The 17,443-nt window shown below is 73.7% G+C and carries 16 protein-coding genes and 1 pseudogene; 6 read left to right on the forward strand and 11 right to left on the reverse strand.

Going from position 1 to position 17,443, the window contains the following annotated elements; genetic code table 11:
• Positions 1-151: 151 nt before the first annotated feature.
• Positions 152-613: a nuclear transport factor 2 family protein gene (locus ACF1BE_RS23865; RefSeq protein WP_392201043.1), complete on the reverse strand. Its 462-nt coding sequence runs from the start codon at positions 611-613 to the stop codon at positions 152-154.
• Positions 614-719: 106 nt separating this feature from the next.
• Between ACF1BE_RS23865 and ACF1BE_RS23870 the strand changes: the two genes are divergently transcribed.
• Positions 720-1,340, forward strand: a complete 621-nt coding sequence (locus ACF1BE_RS23870; protein ID WP_392201044.1) for a TetR/AcrR family transcriptional regulator — start codon at positions 720-722, stop codon at positions 1,338-1,340.
• A 47-nt stretch (positions 1,341-1,387) separates the two neighbouring features.
• On the opposite strand, the gene ACF1BE_RS23875 is transcribed toward ACF1BE_RS23870, so the two are convergent.
• Both ACF1BE_RS23875 and ACF1BE_RS23880 read right to left on the reverse strand, forming a co-directional pair.
• On the reverse strand, positions 1,388-2,572 hold the full coding sequence (locus tag ACF1BE_RS23875; RefSeq protein WP_392201045.1) for a glutathionylspermidine synthase family protein: 1,185 nt from the start codon (positions 2,570-2,572) through the stop codon (positions 1,388-1,390).
• Between the two features lie 13 nt (positions 2,573-2,585).
• Positions 2,586-2,993, reverse strand: coding sequence for a hypothetical protein (locus ACF1BE_RS23880; RefSeq protein ID WP_392201046.1), 408 nt, complete (start codon positions 2,991-2,993; stop codon positions 2,586-2,588).
• Between the two features lie 114 nt (positions 2,994-3,107).
• Here ACF1BE_RS23880 and ACF1BE_RS23885 point away from each other — a divergent pair, with 114 nt between their 5' ends.
• The gene (locus ACF1BE_RS23885; protein WP_392201152.1) at positions 3,108-3,935 is read left to right on the forward strand and encodes a hypothetical protein; all 828 of its coding nucleotides are present in this window, start codon (positions 3,108-3,110) and stop codon (positions 3,933-3,935) included.
• Between the two features lie 22 nt (positions 3,936-3,957).
• Here the strand turns inward: ACF1BE_RS23885 and ACF1BE_RS23890 are convergent, their stop codons facing one another.
• Positions 3,958-5,358, reverse strand: a complete 1,401-nt coding sequence (locus tag ACF1BE_RS23890; protein WP_392201047.1) for a PLP-dependent aminotransferase family protein — start codon at positions 5,356-5,358, stop codon at positions 3,958-3,960.
• A gap of 46 nt (positions 5,359-5,404) precedes the next feature.
• Here ACF1BE_RS23890 and ACF1BE_RS23895 point away from each other — a divergent pair, with 46 nt between their 5' ends.
• Genes ACF1BE_RS23895 through ACF1BE_RS23905 form a run of 3 tightly spaced genes read left to right on the forward strand, consistent with a single transcriptional unit; the run spans position 5,405 to position 7,094 of the window.
• Complete coding sequence (locus ACF1BE_RS23895; RefSeq protein ID WP_392201048.1) at positions 5,405-5,905, forward strand: carboxymuconolactone decarboxylase family protein; 501 nt, start codon at positions 5,405-5,407, stop codon at positions 5,903-5,905.
• Positions 5,902-6,372, forward strand: coding sequence for a carboxymuconolactone decarboxylase family protein (locus ACF1BE_RS23900; RefSeq protein WP_392201049.1), 471 nt, complete (start codon positions 5,902-5,904; stop codon positions 6,370-6,372). The genes ACF1BE_RS23895 and ACF1BE_RS23900 overlap by 4 nt, the downstream gene beginning before the upstream one ends.
• Positions 6,369-7,094 (forward strand): isocitrate lyase/phosphoenolpyruvate mutase family protein, encoded by a 726-nt coding sequence (locus ACF1BE_RS23905; RefSeq protein WP_392201050.1) that lies wholly within the window; start codon positions 6,369-6,371, stop codon positions 7,092-7,094. The genes ACF1BE_RS23900 and ACF1BE_RS23905 overlap by 4 nt, the downstream gene beginning before the upstream one ends.
• Before the next feature lie 6 nt (positions 7,095-7,100).
• Here the strand turns inward: ACF1BE_RS23905 and ACF1BE_RS23910 are convergent, their stop codons facing one another.
• The 6 genes and pseudogenes from ACF1BE_RS23910 to ACF1BE_RS23935 all read right to left on the reverse strand — a co-directional run bounded on the left by ACF1BE_RS23910 (position 7,101) and on the right by ACF1BE_RS23935 (position 14,884).
• Entirely contained in the window at positions 7,101-8,054 is a 954-nt protein-coding gene (locus ACF1BE_RS23910) for an ABC transporter substrate-binding protein (protein WP_392201051.1), read from the reverse strand.
• A 1-nt stretch (position 8,055) separates the two neighbouring features.
• Positions 8,056-10,002 carry an ABC transporter permease gene (locus ACF1BE_RS23915; protein ID WP_392201052.1) on the reverse strand — a complete coding sequence of 649 codons (1,947 nt, stop codon included), beginning with the start codon at positions 10,000-10,002 and terminating at the stop codon, positions 8,056-8,058.
• Positions 10,003-10,328: 326 nt separating this feature from the next.
• A pseudogene (locus tag ACF1BE_RS23920) lies at positions 10,329-11,384 on the reverse strand (glycine betaine/L-proline ABC transporter ATP-binding protein); the annotation flags it as partial.
• Positions 11,381-12,913, reverse strand: a complete 1,533-nt coding sequence (locus ACF1BE_RS23925) for a GMC family oxidoreductase (RefSeq protein ID WP_392201053.1) — start codon at positions 12,911-12,913, stop codon at positions 11,381-11,383. The pseudogene ACF1BE_RS23920 and the gene ACF1BE_RS23925, both read right to left, overlap by 4 nt.
• 42 nt (positions 12,914-12,955) lie before the next feature.
• Positions 12,956-14,476: an aldehyde dehydrogenase family protein gene (locus tag ACF1BE_RS23930; RefSeq protein WP_392201054.1), complete on the reverse strand. Its 1,521-nt coding sequence runs from the start codon at positions 14,474-14,476 to the stop codon at positions 12,956-12,958.
• A 282-nt stretch (positions 14,477-14,758) separates the two neighbouring features.
• Positions 14,759-14,884 (reverse strand): hypothetical protein, encoded by a 126-nt coding sequence (locus ACF1BE_RS23935; protein WP_392201055.1) that lies wholly within the window; start codon positions 14,882-14,884, stop codon positions 14,759-14,761.
• 493 nt (positions 14,885-15,377) lie between these two features.
• Here ACF1BE_RS23935 and ACF1BE_RS23940 point away from each other — a divergent pair, with 493 nt between their 5' ends.
• Positions 15,378-16,199: a serine hydrolase domain-containing protein gene (locus ACF1BE_RS23940; RefSeq protein ID WP_392201056.1), complete on the forward strand. Its 822-nt coding sequence runs from the start codon at positions 15,378-15,380 to the stop codon at positions 16,197-16,199.
• Between the two features lie 209 nt (positions 16,200-16,408).
• Here the strand turns inward: ACF1BE_RS23940 and ACF1BE_RS23945 are convergent, their stop codons facing one another.
• On the reverse strand, positions 16,409-17,398 hold the full coding sequence (locus ACF1BE_RS23945) for a malate dehydrogenase (protein WP_392201057.1): 990 nt from the start codon (positions 17,396-17,398) through the stop codon (positions 16,409-16,411).
• Positions 17,399-17,443: the final 45 nt, after the last annotated feature.

Below are 17,443 nucleotides of genomic sequence, written 5' to 3' on the forward strand. Positions count from 1 at the left end.
TCTTTCCGGCTCGGGCCGCTCCCTGATGGTCCGTCCCATCCCAGCGCGCCAGTCACGGCCCGCCCGTCAGCCTACCCGGCGAGCCGGACGGGGACGGCCGCACGTCCACCATGCGGGCCAGGACGGCTCCGAGGGTGGTGGCCGGTGGCCGTCAGCGGAGCGGGAGGTCGGTTCCGTGGTCGCCGGCGGCGCGGGGGCCGCGGATGCGCCGGTCGGCCTCGGCGATGGCGACGTCGTTGATGCCGGCCTCCCGGCGCCGCATCAGGCCGTGCTCGTCGAACTCCCACAGTTCGTTGCCGTAGCTGCGCCACCACTGGCCGCCGGCGTCGTGCCACTCGTACTGGAAGCGGACGGCGATCCGGTCGTCGTGGAAGCTCCAGAGGTTCTTGCGCAGCGCGTAGTCGAGTTCGCGGGCCCACTTCTCGGTCAGGAAGGCGACGATCTCGGCGCGGCCGGTGAGGAACAGGTCGCGGTTGCGCCAGACGGAGTCGGGTGTGTAGGCCAGGGCCACCCGGTGCGGGTCGCGGGTGTTCCAGGCGTCCTCGGCCGCCTGCACCTTCCGGCGGGCGGTCTCCAGGGTGAACGGGGGGCAGGGCGGGCGGGTCTCGGGCACGGCGGCCTCCTCGGGACGGCGGCGAGCAGGACGGAGAACGAGCGTTCTCCCTCGCGGGGACTAAGGTAGAGAACGGTCGTTCTCAGCGTCAAGGAAGGAGACCCGGATGCCGGCCCCGCCCACCGGGGAACAGACCCGCCCGGACCGTGACCGTGCGGCCCTCCTGGACGCCGCGGAGGATCTCTTCTACGCGCACGGCATCCAGGCGGTCGGGATGGATCGGATCCGCGCCGCCTCCGGGCTGCCCCTGAAGCGGATCTACCGGCTCTTCCCGGCCAAGGAGGACCTCGTGGTCGCCGTGCTCCGGCGACGCGACCGGCGCTGGCGCGAGAGCCTCGCCGCGCGCGTCGAAGGCGTCCCGGACCCGCGGGAGCGGGTGCTCGCGGTGTTCGACTGGCTCGCCGAGTGGTTCGCCCGGCCCGGCTTCCGCGGCTGCGCCTGGATCAACGCCCACGGCGAGCTGGGCACGTCGTCCGAGCCGGTGCTGGCCGAGGTCCGGTCCCACAAGCAGGCCTTCCACGACCAGCTCACGGCCTGGGTGCGGGCCACCGGGGTGCCGGTGGCCGAAGCGGTGGTCCTGCTCGCCGAGGGCGCCATCGTCACCGCCGGCATCAGCGGTGACCCGTCCCCCGCCGCGCACGCGCGCGTGGCCGCCGCGGCGCTGCTCGGCGGTCAGGGCCCGTCGTCCCGCGCCAGCGCGGCCGAGCGTGGTGGAACCGGCGGGTGACGCTCCTGCCGGGGTCCGGGACCCCGGCAGGAGCGGGGAGCCGGGCCCTAGAGGATCACGTGGGGCAGGAAGCGGGCGTACCCGTCGGTGATCAGGCCCGAGGACTCGCGCAGGCCGAGGCCGGCCGGCTCGTCCCGGACCACCCAGGCGCCCAGGACGACGTGGTTGCCGTCGAAGGCGGGGAGGGGGGCGAGCCGCTGGTAGCAGCAGGGCTCGTCCCGTAGGGCCGCGGGCGCGCCGGGTTCGTGCACGGTGACGCCCTCGCCCTCGCGCCCGAGGAGGGGCTTGGCGACGTAACCGGCGGACGCGGCCAGCTCGCGGGGGCCGTCCAGGTAGGCAGGCAGGAGGTTGGGGTGGCCGGGGTACAGCTCCCAGAGGACCGCCAGCAGGGCCTTGTTGCTCAGCAGCATCTTCCAGGCGGGTTCGATCCACAGCGTGCTGCCGGTGCCGCCGCCGTTGTCGAGGGTGTCCAGGACGTGCCGGCCGAAGGCGTCGGTGGTGAGCCACTCCCAGGGATAGAGCTTGAACAGGGCGCGGATGAAGCCGAGCCGGTTGTCGACGAAGCGGCCGGAGAGGGTGTCCCAGCCGATCTCCTCCACGGCGAGCCAGTCGGTGGTGAGACCGGCCTGTTCGGCGGTCTCCTTCAGATAGGCGACCGTCATCAGGTCCTCGCCGAGTTCGTCGGCGGAGGAGTGCGCGAAGTGCAGGGGGCTGCCGGGCGGCAGGAGCGCGGCCTGAGCGCGCCAGGCGTCCACCAGCCGCTCGTGCAGGGAGTTCCACTGGTCGGCGCCGGGGAAGCGGTCCTCCATCCAGAACCACTGCGGGGAGGCGGCCTCCACCAGGGAGGTCGGGGTGTCGGCGTTGTACTCCAGCAACTCGGCCGGGCCGGTGCCGTCGTAGCGCAGGTCGAAACGGCCGTAGACGGACGGGAGTTCGTCGCGGCGGTGCCAGGACTCGGCGACGGCGGCGGCCACTTGCGGGTCGGTGATGCCGAGGTCGGCGAACCGGCCCTCGGCCACGATGTGCCCGGCCGCCGCCAGGCACATGCGGTGCAGTTCCCCGACGGTCTCCTCCAGCGCCTCCACCTCGTCCAGGGTGAAGACGTAGTAGGCGCTCTCGTCCCAGTAGGGGCGCAGGGAGCCGTCGGGGTGGCGGGTGAGCGGGTAGATCAGACCCTGGGCCTCGACGGTCCGCTGCCAGCCGGGGCGGGGGGTGATGGTACGGCGTTCCATGCGTGTGTCCCCGTCAGCCGCCGGAGCTGCCCTTGCCGCCGCCGAAGCCGCCGCGGTGCACTCCCGTGCCGTGGTGGTCGTCGTCGTCCGACGAACCGCCGCCGCCCTTGCCGGGCTTGGTGAAGGAGCCGCCGTCGACCCAGCCGTGCTTCTCGTCGCCCTCGTAGTACCAGGCGGCGTCGGCCCGCTTCCCGGGGGACTTCCCGGCGGTCTTCTTCTTCGCGCCCGTCCTCGGCGAGGTGACGCCGGTCCGGCAGTTCTTGTCGGAGACGACCCGGTAGCCCTTGGTGAGGCTGTAGCTGTCGCGGTCGACGCAGCGCTTGTCCGGCTCGGACGAGCAGGCCGTGAGGGCGGCGGCCAGCAGGCCCATGCCGCCGAGGACGACCGTGCCGGAACGTAGTTGCCGGCGTGTGTCCGCCATGGTGGTGTCTCCCCCGTCTGCCTGATGTCCGGCCGACAGCCTAGGGACCGGTGCGAGCGGCCGGACAGGCACCCCCTCGGTCCCCTCCCTTAGAGTCACTCCGTGCTTCTCGGAATGGTGTGCGCCCTCGGCGCGGCGGTCTGCTTCGGTACGGCGACGGTGTTGCAGGCGGTGGCCGCGCGGGCGGCGGTCGCCGACGGGGGCGGCGGGGACGCGGCGCTGCTGCTGCGGGCGCTGCGCCAGTGGCGGTACCTGGCCGGGCTCGCGCTGGACGGCCTCGGGTTCCTGCTCCAGATCGCGGCGCTGCGGTCACTGCCCATCTACGCGGTGGGCGCGGCGCTGGCGGCGAGCCTCGCGGTGACGGCGGTGGTGGCGGCGCGGCTGCTGCGGGTCCGGCTGAGCGGGGTGGAGTGGGCCGCCGTGGGCGTGGTGTGCGCGGGCCTCGCCCTGCTGGGGCTGGCCTCGGGCGCGGAAGGCGAGCGGGAGGGGCCGGACTGGCTGCGGTACGCGATGGTGGCGGTGGCGGTGTGCGTGCTGCTGCTCGGCGCGGCCGGCGGGCGCCTGTCGGGGCGGGCCCGCGCACTGCTCCTGGGACTCGGCGCCGGGTTCGGGTTCGGGGTGGTGGAGGTGGCGGTACGGCTGATCGGCTCGCTGCGCCCGGCCGACCTGCTCACCAACCCGGCGACGTACGCCCTGCTGCTCGGCGGCGGCGCCGCGTTCCTGCTCCTCACCTCGGCCCTCCAGCGGGGCTCGGTGACGACTGCCACCGCCGGCATAGTCATCGGCGAGACTCTCGGCCCCGCCGCGGTGGGCGTGGTCTGGCTCGGCGACCGGACCCGGGAGGGGCTGGGCTGGCTGGCGGCCCTGGGCTTCGCGGTGGCGGTGACGGGAGCCCTGCTGCTGGCCCGCTTCGGCGAGGCACCGGCGGCGGAGGAGGGCTGAGGACGCGGGGCCGGCGCCCTCGCTACGGCAGTACCCGGCACAGTGCTTCCAGGGTGTTCGTCCAGGTGCTGTCCGGTGGGGTGCCGTAGCCGACGACCAGGGCGTCCAGGGGGGCGGTGCGGGCCTGGGGGTGGCGGTGGAAGGCGAGACCGTGCAGGGCCAGGCCCTGCCAGACGGCGGCCTGGACCACCGACTGTTCCGTGCCCGGCGGCAGGCGCAGCACGGCGTGCAGGCCGGCCGCGATGCCCGTCACCCGCACGTCGGGCGCGTGGCCGGCGACGGCCTCGGCGAGGGCGTCGCGGCGGCGCCGGTAGCGCAGGCGGGCGGAGCGGACGTGGCGGTCGTACGCGCCGGAGGTGATGAACTCGGCGAGGGTCAGCTGGTCCAGCGCGCCCACCGTGTCGGTGCGGCCCTTCGCCGCGGTCGCCTCCTGGGCCAGGGACGGCGGCAGCACCATCCAGCCCAGGCGCAGTCCGGGTGCGAGGGACTTGCTGGCGGTGCCGAGGTAGACGACCCGCTCGGGGTCGAGGCCCTGGAGGGCGCCGACCGGCTGGCGGTCGTAGCGGAACTCGCCGTCGTAGTCGTCCTCCAGGACCAGTCCGCCGGTGCGGCGCGCCCAGTCCACGACGGCGGCCCGGCGGTCGGGGTGCAGGGGGGTGCCCATGGGGAACTGGTGCGCGGGGGTGAGCAGTACCGCGCCCGCGTCGCCCGGTGCCCGCGGGTCCGTGCCGAGCTCGTCGTAGGGCAGCGCGGGCGTGCTGAGGCCGGCGTCGCGCAGGAGCCGCCAGTACACGTCGAGGCCGTACGACTCGACCGCCGTCGTCCGCGTCCCGCGCGCCCGCAGCACCTTGCCCAGGATGCCCAGGGCGTGCGAGAAGCCCGCGGTGATCACGACGGTCTCCGGGGTGGCGCGCACGCCCCGGGCGCGGGCGAGGTAGCCGGCGAGGGCGGTGCGCAGTTCGGGCCGTCCGCGCGGGTCGCCGTAGCCGAGGGCCCGGAAGGGGGCGATGGCCAGGGCTCGGCGGGCGGCCCGGAGCCATTCGGTGCGCGGGAAGGCGGCGAGGTCGGGGCTGCCGGGGGTGAGGTCGTGGACCGGCGCCGCGGGGGCGCGGCGGGGCGCCGGGCGGGTGGCGGGGGCCGAGGGGCCGCTGTGGGGCACGCCGGTGGCCACCCGGGTGCCGGAGCCCTGCCGGGCGGTGAGCCAGCCCTCGGCGACCAGGTCGGCGTAGGTCTCGGCGACGGTGTTGCGGGCGACGCCGAGGTCGGCGGCGAGGGTGCGGGAGGACGGCAGGCGGGTGCCGGGGGTGAGGCGGCCGGTGCGGACGGCGTCCCGCAGGGCGTCGGTCAGGCCGCGGCGCAGCCCGCCGGAGCGGGCGGGTTCGAGGTGCAGGTCGACGCCCAGAGTGGCCCAGGTTTCCGCCATGGGAATGGACCATACTCCTGGGCTGCCTCGCTTCTAGGGTCGAGGTATGAGCACTACGGACGAGACCGGCGCCTACGCCGCCGAGGAGGCCCCGCGGCTGCGCTGGGCCGAGCACGCACCCGACGTCTACAAGGCGATGATCCGCCTGGAGACCGCCGCCAGGAAGGGCCTGGACCCGACGCTGTACGAGCTGGTGAAGATCCGCGCCTCGCAGATCAACCACTGCGCGTTCTGCCTCGACATGCACACCAAGGACGCGCTCGCGGCCGGGGAGAGCGTCGAGCGGATCGTGCAGCTCAGCGCCTGGCAGGAGTCGCGGCACTTCTACACGGAGAAGGAACTGGCCGCGATCGAGCTGACCGAGGCGGTCACCGTGCTGACGGACGGCTTCGTGCCGGACGAGGTGTACGACCGGGCCGCGAAGCACTTCGAGGAGGCCGAACTGTCCCAGCTGATCGCCGCGATCACGGTGATCAACGCGTGGAACCGGTTCGGCGTGACCACCCGGATGACCCCGGGCCACTACCGGCCGGGACAGCACAAGTGAGCCGTACGCAGCTGCTGGACCCCGAGGTCGGCCGGGCGATGTCGGCGCTCGGCGTGGCGGCGAAGAAGGGGCTCGGCGATCCCGCCCTCGCCGAGCTGGTGATGATCCGCGCCTCGCAGATCAACCACTGCGCGTTCTGCCTCGACATGCACCTGCGCGTGGCCCGCGACAACGGGGAGCCGGAGGACCGGGTGGGGCTCCTCGACGCGTGGGAGGAGACCGAGGGCCTCTACAGCGAGCGGGAGCGGGCCGCGCTCGCGCTGACCGAGGCGGTCACCGTCCTGACGGGCGGCGCCTCGCGGACCGGGTCCGGCGGCGCCTTCGTGCCGGACGAGGTGTACGACCGCGCCGCGCGTCTGTTCACCGAGGCCGAGCTCGCCCATCTGACCGGGCTGATCACCGTCGTCAACGGATGGAACCGCCTGATGGTCAGCCGCCGTGTCGCACCGGGGGGGTACCGGCCGTGAGCAAGGTGGACGAGTTCCGTGCCCTGCACGTCAGGCGCGGTCCGGGTGAGCCGCTGATGCTGCCCGGCCCCTGGGACGCGGCCAGCGCCCGGGTGTTCGTGGCGGCCGGGTTCCCGGCACTGGCCACGCCGAGCGCCGGGGTGGCCGCCTCGCTCGGGTACGAGGACGGGGCCACTCCGGCCGACGAGATGTTCGCGGCCGTCGCCCGGATCACCCGGGCGGTGGACGTGCCGGTGTCGGCGGACGTCGAGGGCGGGTACGGGCTCGCGCCGAAGGAGCTGGTGGAGCGGCTGCTGGAGGCGGGGGCGGTGGGGTGCAACCTCGAGGACTCGGACGACGGGGGTGTCCTCAAGGACCGGCACGCGCACGCCGAGTACCTCGCCGAGGTCCGCTCGGCCGCCGCGGACCGGCTCTTCGTCAACGCCCGCGTCGACGTCTTCCTGCACGGCGACGGCGACCCCGAACGGGCCATCGAGCGGGCCGCGTCGTACGTGGCGGCGGGCGCGGACTGCGTCTACCCGATCATGGCCCCGCCCGCCGTGCTGCCGCTGCTGCGCTCCGGCATCCAGGGCCCGCTGAACGCCCTGGCCCGGCTGGACGGGGACGGCCCCTCGCCCGCCGCGCTCGGCGAACTCGGGGCCACCCGGATCACGTTCGGGCCGGGATTCCAGCGACGGGCCTTGGCTGCGCTGGGCGAGATCGCCCGCGGTCTGCGTGTGTGAGGGGAGTCAGGACAGCCACCGCTTCCACACGGCACGGTGGCTGTCCACCCATTTCCGCGCCGCCTGAGCCGGGTCCAGCTTCTGCTCGGCGATCATCAGCGAGACCTCGTTCTGGTCCTCGGTGGTCCACCGGAACTTCTTCAGGAAGGCCGCGGCCCGGCCGCCGTCCTTCGCGAATCCGGCGTTGAGGTACTTCTGGAGCGGGGTGTGCGGGTAGGCGCAGGCGACCTTCGCCGCGTCCGCGTCGCAGCCCTCCTTGTACGGCGGCAGCTTCACCTCCGTCATGGGGACCTTCTCGAACAGCCACTGGGGCGCGTACCAGTAGGTCAAAAACGGCTTCTTGTCCTTGGCGAACTGCTTGATCTGCGTGATCTGCGCGGCCTCGGACCCGGCGAAGACGACCTTGTAGTCCAGCTTCAGGTTCTTCACCAGCGCCTTGTCGTTGGTGACGTAGGACGGGGAGCCGTCCATCAGCTGGCCCTTGCCGCCGCTCTCCGCGGTGCGGAAGAGGGAGGCGTACTTGTTCAGGTTCTTCCAGTCGGTGATGTCCGGATGCTGTTCGACGAGGTACGTCGGCACGTACCAGCCGATGTGACCGGTCACCCCGAGGCCGCCTCCGGGGGCGATCGTCCTCTTGTCGTGGACGTACCGCTTCTCCTGGTCCGGGTGGCCCCAGTCCTCCAGCAGGGCGTCGACCCGGCCCTGGCTGAGCGCGTCCCACGCGGGCACCTCGTCGACCTGCACGGTGTCGACGCGGTAACCCAGTTCGTGTTCGAGGAGGTACTGGGCGACGGCCACATCGGCCTGCGCGCCCACCCAGGACTGCACGGACAGGGTGACCGTCTTCGAGCCGTGGGCGTTCGCGAACGGGCTGGCCTGCTTCGTCATGTCGGCGGCGCCGCAGCCGGTCGCGGTCAGCAGCATCAGCGCGCCCGCCAGGGCGGTCGTACGTCGTCGCATGTCAGGCTCCCTTCCTCGTGCGCCGCTCGGTCGGCTGGGTCACCCGGTCCAGCATCAGGCCCAGGCAGACGATCGCGGCGCCGGCGACCAGGCCGGTCGCCAGGTCGCCCTGGGCGAGGCCGAAGGCGACGTCGTAGCCGAGGGCGCCGCCGCCGACCAGGCCACCGATGATGACCACGGCCAGCACCAGGACGACACCCTGGTTGACGGCGAGCAGCAGCGAGCGCCGGGCCAGCGGGAGCTGGACCTGCCACAGCTGCTGACGGCCGGTCGCGCCGAGCGAGCGCGCGGACTCCAGCGCGGCCTGGTCGACCTGGCGCAGGCCCTGCGCGGTGATCCGGACGACGGCCGGGAGGGCGTAGACGACGGCCGCGGCGACCGCGGGGGCGCGGCCGACGCCGAACAGGGCGACGACCGGGATGAGGTACACGAACTGCGGCATCGTCTGGCACACGTCCAGCACGGGCCGCAGCACCCGCTCGACCCGGTCGCTGCGGGCCGCGGCGATGCCGGTGGCGAAGCCCAGGACGAGGGTCACGGCGACCGCGGCGAGCACCTGCGAGAGGGTGTCCAGGGACGGCTCCCACACGCCGAGCACACCGATCGCGGCCATGGCGAGGACGGCGGTCAGCGCGGTCCGCCAGGTGCCGATCAGCCAGGCCAGGGCGGCGACGACGAGCAGCACCGACCACCAGGGCAGCCACTGGAGGCCGTCGCGTACGGGGTCCAGGACCCAGGTGGTGAAGTGGCCCGCCCAGTCGGCCGTACCACCGATGACCGGGACCCCGGAGTACAGGTGGGAGGTCATCCAGTCGACGGCGCGGTTGACCGGTCCGGCGATGGCCAGCGTCCAGCCGGAGGGCCATTCGAGCGCGCCGAGGAGGCGGGTGGCGAGGGCGGCGGCGACGGTGACGGCCAGGGCGTACGGCCAGCCGATCGCGCGGGTGCGGCCGGTGTCCGGGGTGCCGGCGCCGGCGGCGCCGGTGACGCGGTCCAGGACCACCGCCAGCAGCACGATCGGGATGCCGGCCGCGAGGGCCGCGCCGACGTCGACCGAGGCCAGGGCCTGGTAGACGCGGTCGCCGAGGCCGCCGGCGCCGATGACCGCGGCGATGACGGCCATGGACAGCGCCATCATGATCGTCTGGTTGAGGCCGAGGAGGAGTTCCTTGCGGGCCAGCGGGACACGGGCGGTCAGCAGCCGCTGACGCGAGGTGGAGCCGAGCGACTCCACGGCCTCCAGGACCTCGGGGTCGGCGCCGCGCAGGCCGAGCGAGGTGAGACGGGCCATCGGCGGGGCGGCGTAGACGACGGTGGCGAGGACGGCCGCGGGGACGCCGATGCCGAAGACCAGGACGACGGGGAGGAGGTAGGCGAACGCCGGGAGCACCTGCATGGTGTCCAGGACCGGGCGCAGGGCGCGGTCCAGACGGTCGGAGAGTCCGGCGCCGAGACCGAGGACGGTGCCCACGGCGACGGAGGCGAGGACGGCGACCACCATCAGGGCGAGGGTCTGCATCGTCGGGACCCACATGCCGAGCGCTCCGCAGGCCAGGACGGCGGCCGCGGTGCCGGCGGCGAGACGGGCACCGCCCAGACGCCAGGCGGTCAGCGCGCCGAACGCGGTGACGCCGGCCCAGCCCGCGGCGAGGAGGGTGAGGTAGACGGCGCGGACGGCCCAGATGACGGCGTTGCTGACGTAGCCGAAGAAGTAGAGGAACAGGGGGTGGCTGTCCCGGTTGTCCATGACCCAGTCGCTGGCCGTGGCGAGGGGCTTGGTGAGGCTGACCGTCAGCTCGTGGGGCCAGGCGGCGCCGGGCCAGTGGCCGGCCGCCCAGGGGGCGAGGACGGCGGCGAGGAGGGCCAGCAGGAGGAGCTTGCCGGCGGCTCTGCTCCGGAGGAGACGGGGGGTGCCCGTGCGGGAGGAGGGGACGGTGAGCGTTGCCATCACACGGCCTCCGGGCTGGTACGGGCACCGGGCGGAGGCGGGGGCGCGGCTTCCGGGCCGGTGCGGGCGGCGCGCGGGGCCGCCTGCCGGTGCCTGCCGGGTGCCGTCTCCCCGGGGACGGACGCCGGCCCGGCGGTACGGGGGCCGGGGGCCGCGTCGGCGGTGCCTGAGGCACTCACGCCGGTGGCGGTGCCGGTGCCGCCCGCGGTGCCGGTGATCGGCGTGCCGGTGCCGCTGCCCGGGGTCCCGGCGGTGTCGCCGGGGCCGGTGATCGCGGTGCCGGACGTGTCGGTGGGTGTGGTGCCGGACGTGTCGGTGGCCGTCGGTATGCCGGCGACGACACCGAGGAGCTGTTCGTGGTCGACCACGCCCATGCACGCGCCCGCGTTCATGACCCGGGCCGGGGTGCCCGCCCTGGCCACCGCCTCGATCGCCTCCGCCACCGTGGCCTCCGGCCGGAGCGCCGGACCGCTCCCGGCCTCCTCCGCGGACGCGGGCCGCATCGCCGTACGCACCGTCATCACCTGCTCGCGCGGGACCTCCCGGACGAACTCGCGGACGTAGTCGTCGGCGGGGGAACCCACGATCTCCTCGGGCGTGCCCAGCTGGACCACCCGGCCGTCGCGCATGAGCGCGATGCGGTCGCCGAGTTTCAGCGCCTCGCTCAGGTCGTGGGTGATGAAGACCATCGTGCGGCCCTCCTCGCGGTGCAGGCGGACCACCTCGTCCTGCATGTCGCGGCGGATGAGCGGGTCGAGGGCGCTGAACGGCTCGTCGAAGAGCAGGACCTCGGGGTCCACGGCCAGGGCCCGGGCCAGGCCCACGCGCTGGCGCTGGCCGCCGGAGAGCTGGCCGGGGCGGCGCTTCTCCATGCCTTCGAGGCCGACCTTGGTGACGAACTCCGCGGCCCGCTCGCGGCGTTCGGATCTGCTGACACCCTGGATCTCCAGGCCGTAGGCGACGTTGTCGAGGACCGTGCGGTGCGGGAGCAGGCCGAAGTGCTGGAAGACCATCGCCGCGCGGTGGCGGCGCAGTTCGCGCAGGCGGGCCCGGTCCATCGCGCGGACGTCCTCGCCGTCGATGGCGATGCTGCCGGCGGTCGGCTCGATCAGCCGGGTCAGGCAGCGGACCAGGGTGGACTTCCCGGAGCCGGACAGGCCCATCACCACGAAGACCTCGCCCTTGCGGACGTCGAAGGAGACGTCGCGGACGGCGGCCGTGCAGCCGGTGCGGGCGCGCAGGTCGGCCGGGCTCAGCTCCCTGAGTTCGGGATCCGCCGGGACGCGGTCGGACTTCGGCCCGAACACCTTCCACAGGCCGGAGACCGAGAAGACGGGAGCGGTGGTGGTGGGGGGCTTGCGGGTGGGGACGGTGGGAGTCATCGGGGATCGCCTCCGATCAGGTCGACGGCCTTCTCCCCGACCATGAGCACCCCGATCATCGGGTTCACGGCGGTCATGGTGGGAAAGACGGACGCGTCGGCGATGCGAATGCCGGACAGGCCCCGGATCCTCAGATCCGGGTCGACCACGGCAAGTTCGTCGTCGGCGGCGCCCATCTTGCAGGTGCCGGCCGGGTGGTAGACGGTGTGCGCGACCTTGCGGGCGTACTCGCTCAGCTCGGCGTCGCCGAGGATCTCCGGGCCCGGGCAGACCTCGCGCTTGAGCCAGCCGGCCAGCGGCTCGGTCTTCGCGATCTCGCGGGCGATGCGGATGCCGTCGACGAGGGTACGGGCGTCGTAGTCGTCCTCGTCGGTGAAGTACCGGAAGTCCAGCGCGGGCTTCACGGACGGGTCGGCGCTGGTGAGGTAGAGCCGGCCGCGGCTCTTCGGCTTGGGGATGTTGGGGGTCATCGAGACGCCGTACGCGGGGCGTTCGTAGCCGAGGCGCTCGGGGTTGTCGGTGAACGGGATCTGGTAGAAGTGGAACATCAGGTCGGGGCCCGCGTGTGAGGGGTCGCGCCGCACGAACAGGCCCGCGTCGGAGTCCATCGCGGAGTTCTCCGGGATCGGGCCGTGGGTCTCCCAGACGATCACCGACTCGGGGTGGTCGAGCAGGTTCTCGCCGACACCGGGCAGGTCGTGCGTGACGGGGATGCCGAGCGCCTCGAGGTCCTCGGCGGGGCCGATGCCCGAGTGCAGCAGCAGCCGCGGGGTGTCGACGGCGCCCGCGCACAGCACGACCTCCTCGCGGGCCCGGATCAGCAGTTCCTCGCCGTCCTTGGTGCGCACGTGGACGCCCTGGGCGCGGGTGCCGTCCAGTTCCAGCCGGTACGCCCAGGTCTCCAGGAAGAGGTGGAGGTTGGGCCGCTCGTCCAGCACCGGGTGCAGGTAGGCCACGGAGGCGGAGGAGCGCTTGTTGTCCTCGGGGTGGTAGGCGAGGTCGAAGAAGCCGGCGCCCTCGGTGAACGGCGCGCGGTTGAAGCCCTCGACCCTGGGTACTCCCAGTGCCGACCGGGCGGCGTCGACGAAGTCGCGGGCGATGGCGTTCCGGTCCTTCTCGTCGACGGAGACGATGTTGTTCTTGAGGCGGGCGAAGTAGGCCTCCATGGGGACGGCGCCCCAGCCCTTGGCGCCGGCCGCCTCCCACTCGTCCCAGTCGGAGGGCAGGGGCTTGAACGAGATGAGGGTGTTGTGCGAGGAGCAGCCGCCCAGGACGCGGGCGCGGCTGTGCCGGATGTGGGAGTTGCCGCGGGGCTGTTCCACCGTCGGGTAGTCGTAGTCGAGTTCGCCGCCGAGCAGGCCCATCCAGCGGCGCAGGGTGAGGACGTCGTCGCGGCCGACGTCGCTCGGGCCGCCCTCGATGACGGCGACGGTGACGTCCGGGTTCTCGGTGAGGCGGGAGGCGATGACGGAGCCCGCGGTGCCGCCGCCGATGACGACGTAGTCGTAGAGGTGGGGGGTGTGGGACATGGGAGAGCTGCTCCGGAGGTGTGGAGGGAGTCGGGCGGGGGCTCAGCCGGCGAACCAGCGGACCGGCCTGGGCGCCAGGTTCTGGTAGACGTGCTTGGTCTCGCGGTACTCGGCGAGCCCGGCGGGCCCGAGTTCGCGGCCGGTGCCGCTCCTGCCGAAGCCGCCCCACTCCGCCTGCGGCAGGTAGGGGTGGAAGTCGTTGATCCAGACGGTGCCGTGGCGCAGCCGGGCGGCGACGCGCCGGGCGCGGCCGGGGTCGGCGGTCCAGACGGCGCCGGCGAGGCCGTACTCGGTGTCGTTGGCGAGGAACACCGCCTCCTCCTCCGTCCGGAAGGTCTCGACGGTGAGGACCGGGCCGAACACCTCCTCGCGGACGACCTTCATCTCGCGGTGGCAGGCGTCGAGGACGGTCGGCTCGTAGAAGTAGCCGGTCTCCGGGCGGGCCGGGGACGGTGCGGGCCGCTTTCCTCCGCAGCGCAGCACCGCACCCTCCGCCAGCGCGGAGGCGACGTACGACTCGGTCCTGGCGCGCTGCTGCTCGGAGACGAGCGGGCCGCACTCGACGCCGTCCTCGGTGCCGCGGCCCAGGCGGATCCTCGTCGCGCGGCGGGCGAGTTCGGCGACGAAGCGCTCGCGGACCGATTCCTCGACGATGAGGCGTGCCCCGGCCGAGCAGACCTGACCGCTGTGGATGAAGGCCGCGTTGAGGGCCTGGTCGACGGCGGTGTCGAAGCCCTCCTCGGTGGCGCAGGCGTCGGCGAAGACGACGTTGGGGTTCTTGCCGCCGAGTTCCAGGGCGACCTTCTTGACGGTGGGCGCGGCGGCCTGGGCGACCTTGGTGCCGCTGACCAGGCCGCCGGTGAAGGAGACGAGGTCGACGCCGGGGTGTTCGGCGAGCCGGGCGCCGACGGTGTGGCCGGGGCCGGTGACGAGGTTGGCGACGCCCTCGGGCAGTCCGGCCTCGGCCAGCAGTCCGATCAGCGCGATCGTGGTCATCGGGGTGATCTCGCTGGGCTTGAGCACGAAGGTGTTGCCGGCCGCGAGTGCCGGGGCGATCTTCCAGCTGGCCTGGAGCAGCGGGTAGTTCCACGGGGTGATCAGCGCGCAGACGCCGACCGGCTCGTGGACGACCACGCTGTGGATGTCGGGCGAGCCCGCGTCGACGACCCGGCCGGGCGCCTCGGCGGCGACCAGGTCGGCGAAGTAGCGGAAGGCGTCGGCGACGCAGTCGATGTCGACGCGGCCCTCCTCGACGGTCTTGCCCGCGTCCCGGCTCTCCAGCAGACCGAGTTCCTCGCGGTCGCGGACGAGGAGGCCGGCGACGCGGCGCAGCAGGGCGGCGCGGTCGGCGACCGGGGTATGGGGCCAGGGGCCTTGGTCGAAGGCCTGCCGGGCGGCGGCCACCGCACGTTCGGCGTCCTTCTCGTCGCCCTCCGCGACCACGGCGAAGGGCCGGGCGTCCGCGGGGTCGAGGATCTCGCGGGTCGCGCCGGAGATCGCTTCCAGCCACTCACCGCCCGCGTGGATGGTCGCCTGAGGGTGTCGTTCCGCTCTGTCCGCCATGTTCGGTGTCGCCTTCCGTTCCTGTTCGGTACCCCTTTGTCACACGCAGGTCACGCTCGGGGACCGCGGTCGCCTGCCCAGACGCCTGTCGCGCATGCGCAATCGATGTCCGAAAGTGCGCGGCGTCACTGAAAATACGGCCGAAAAAGGCGCAAAAGCGGGCACGTAAGGGTGTGTGACGGGGGCCGGGGCGGTCTGATCGGCGCCCGAACCCCGGAGCATCGCCTTCCTGACACAGCCCCGCAGCCGGGCGTGGGCCGAGTCGGCGTCGTGCCGCGGGCGTCAGGCGAAGCCGGCCGGGACGGCCGGCAGCGGGCGCGGGATCCCGAAGGTGACCAGGCCGAGGTTTTCGGCCGGCGGGCGGCCACACAGGTCGATCAGCCCGCTCGGATCGGGCTCGCGCAGCACGAACAGGGAGGACGGGTGGGTGGGACGCTGCCCACCACCCGGCGGCGGTCCAGGCCGAGCGCGCACGGGCGTCGGCGACCGGACCGCGCGGCCGGATGCCGGGCGCCTCGCGGGCGGCCCGGGCGAAGAGGGCCGCTGCGTGGCCGGCGGTGATCGCGTCGTGGCCGAGGACGGTGCAGGTCCGGGTGACCGTGCGCGGGCCGGTGCCCCGGTCCGGCGTGGTGTCCGGCGGGCCACACCGGCTTCGCGAGCGGGATGGGGCCGGCCCTGCGGATCGTCGGAACGGTCGTGCTGCCGGCGACGGCCGTGGTCGCGACGGGTCACCGCACCTCCGCCGGCCGGCCCCGGACGGCCCGGACGGCGCGGACACGCCGGTGGCCGGGGACACGCCCGTGGCCGGGGGCACGCGGTGGCCGGGGAAGCAATGGCCTGAACATGACGGTGGGTCCCAGGTAGCCCCGCAGAATGCGGTGACCGACCGAGAGGATCCCCCGTGTTCCGTGTCCCGATGTGCGTGCTGACCGACGCGGGCCCGGCCCGGGTGACCGGCGGGCACGCGGTGGACCGGTACGTCCAGATCGGCTCGCTGACGAAGACGCTGACCGGCACGGTCCTGACCCGGATGGCGGAGGCGGGCGCGATCGGCCTCGACGACCCCGTCGAGCGGTGGCTCCCCGCACCGTCCGGCACGGGCATCACCCTGCTGGACCTGGCCCGGCACACCTCGGGCCTCCCCCGGCTGCCGCCCGGCCTCGGACGCCGGGACCCGTACGCGGCCTTCGGCCCGGCCGAGCTGCTGCGGCTGGTGCGCGGCCTGGACACCGTCGCCGTACGCCCGCCGGGCGAGGAGGAGTACTCCAATCTGGGGTACTCCGTCCTCGGCGCGGCCCTGGCCGCGGCGGGCGGAGCCGGCTACGAGGAGCTGCTGGACACGTACGTCCTGCGGCCGGCGGGCCTGACCGAGGTGACCGCCCGCCCGCACCCCGGGCGCCGGCTGCTCGCCCCCGGCCTGCCCGGCACGCGGCGCAGGCCCTGGACGATGGACGGGGCGATCCTCCCGGCGGGCGGCCTGTGGGCGACTCCGCGCGCCGTCGCCGCTCTCGTCGTACGTCTGCTGGTGGAGCGGCGGCTGGGTGAGCCCGCCGTGAGCTGGCAGTCGGCCGGGCCGCTGCGGTGGCACAACGGCGCCACCCGGGACGCGTCGGTGTTCGCCGGGGCGATGGAGGACGGGCGGTGGGTGGTCGTGCACCGGCTGAACGGGCGGGCCGAGGACACGGACCGGGCCGCGGTCGAGCTGCTTCGCCGGGAGAGGTGAGCGCTCGCAGGAAACGACGAGGTCCCCTCCCGCCGACAGCGGGAGGGGACCTCGTGCGTGGAGCGCCGGGCAGGCCTTGCACCTGCATCTCCCCGCAGGAAGCGGGGCGTCTTTCCTTGGACCACCAACGCATCACCTGGTGCCGGTTTCCCGGCGGCCGGTGCGTGATCAACTATAGCCCACGGCCGCCGGGTCGCACCACGTCGGATCTAGAGGAGGCCGAGCGCGCGGACCGCCTCGCGCTCCTCCTCCAGCTCCTTGACGGAGGCGTCGATGCGGGCACGGGAGAACTCGTTGATGTCCAGGCCCTGCACGATCTTGTACGTGCCGTTCTCGGTGGTGACCGGGAAGGAGGAGATGAGGCCCTCCGGGACGCCGTAGGAGCCGTCCGACGGGATGCCCATGGAGGTCCAGTCGCCCTCGGCGGTGCCGTTGACCCAGGTGTACACGTGGTCGATGGCGGCGTTGGCGGCGGAGGCCGCGGAGGACGCGCCCCGGGCCTCGATGATCGCGGCGCCGCGCTTGGCGACGGTCGGGATGAAGTCCTCGGCCAGCCACTTCTCGTCGTTCACGGCCTCGGCGGCGTTCTTGCCGGCGACCGTGGCGTGGAAGATGTCGGGGTACTGGGTGGCGGAGTGGTTGCCCCAGATGGTCAGGCGCTTGATGTCGGCGACCGTCGTGCCCGTCTTCTTCGCGAGCTGGGTCAGCGCGCGGTTGTGGTCCAGACGGGTCATCGCGGTGAAGCGCTCGGCCGGTACGTCGGGCGCGGCGGCCTGCGCGATCAGCGCGTTGGTGTTCGCCGGGTTGCCGACCACGAGGATCTTGACGTCGTCCGCGGCGTGGTCGTTGATGGCCCTGCCCTGCGGCTTGAAGATGCCGCCGTTGGCCTCCAGGAGGTCACCGCGCTCCATGCCCTTCGTACGCGGGCGGGCGCCCACCAGCAGACCGACGTTGGTGCCGTCGAAGGCGACGTTCGGGTCGTCGGTGATGTCGATGCCCTGGAGCAGCGGGAAGGCGCAGTCGTCCAGCTCCATGGCCGTGCCCTCGGCCGCCTTGAGCGCCGGGGTGATCTCCAGCAGGCGCAGCTTGACCGGCACGTCCGCGCCGAGCAGCTGGCCGGAGGCGATGCGGAAGAGCAGGGCGTAACCGATCTGGCCGGCCGCGCCGGTGACGGTGACGTTCACGGGAGTGCGGGTCATGGCGTTCTCCGTATGACAGCTGGCGGTGGGGCGTCCCTGCCCCGG

Origin of the sequence: Streptomyces sp. NPDC014991, from assembly GCF_043080665.1 — a bacterium.
In the GTDB taxonomy this organism is placed as follows: Bacteria; Actinomycetota; Actinomycetes; order Streptomycetales; family Streptomycetaceae; genus Streptomyces.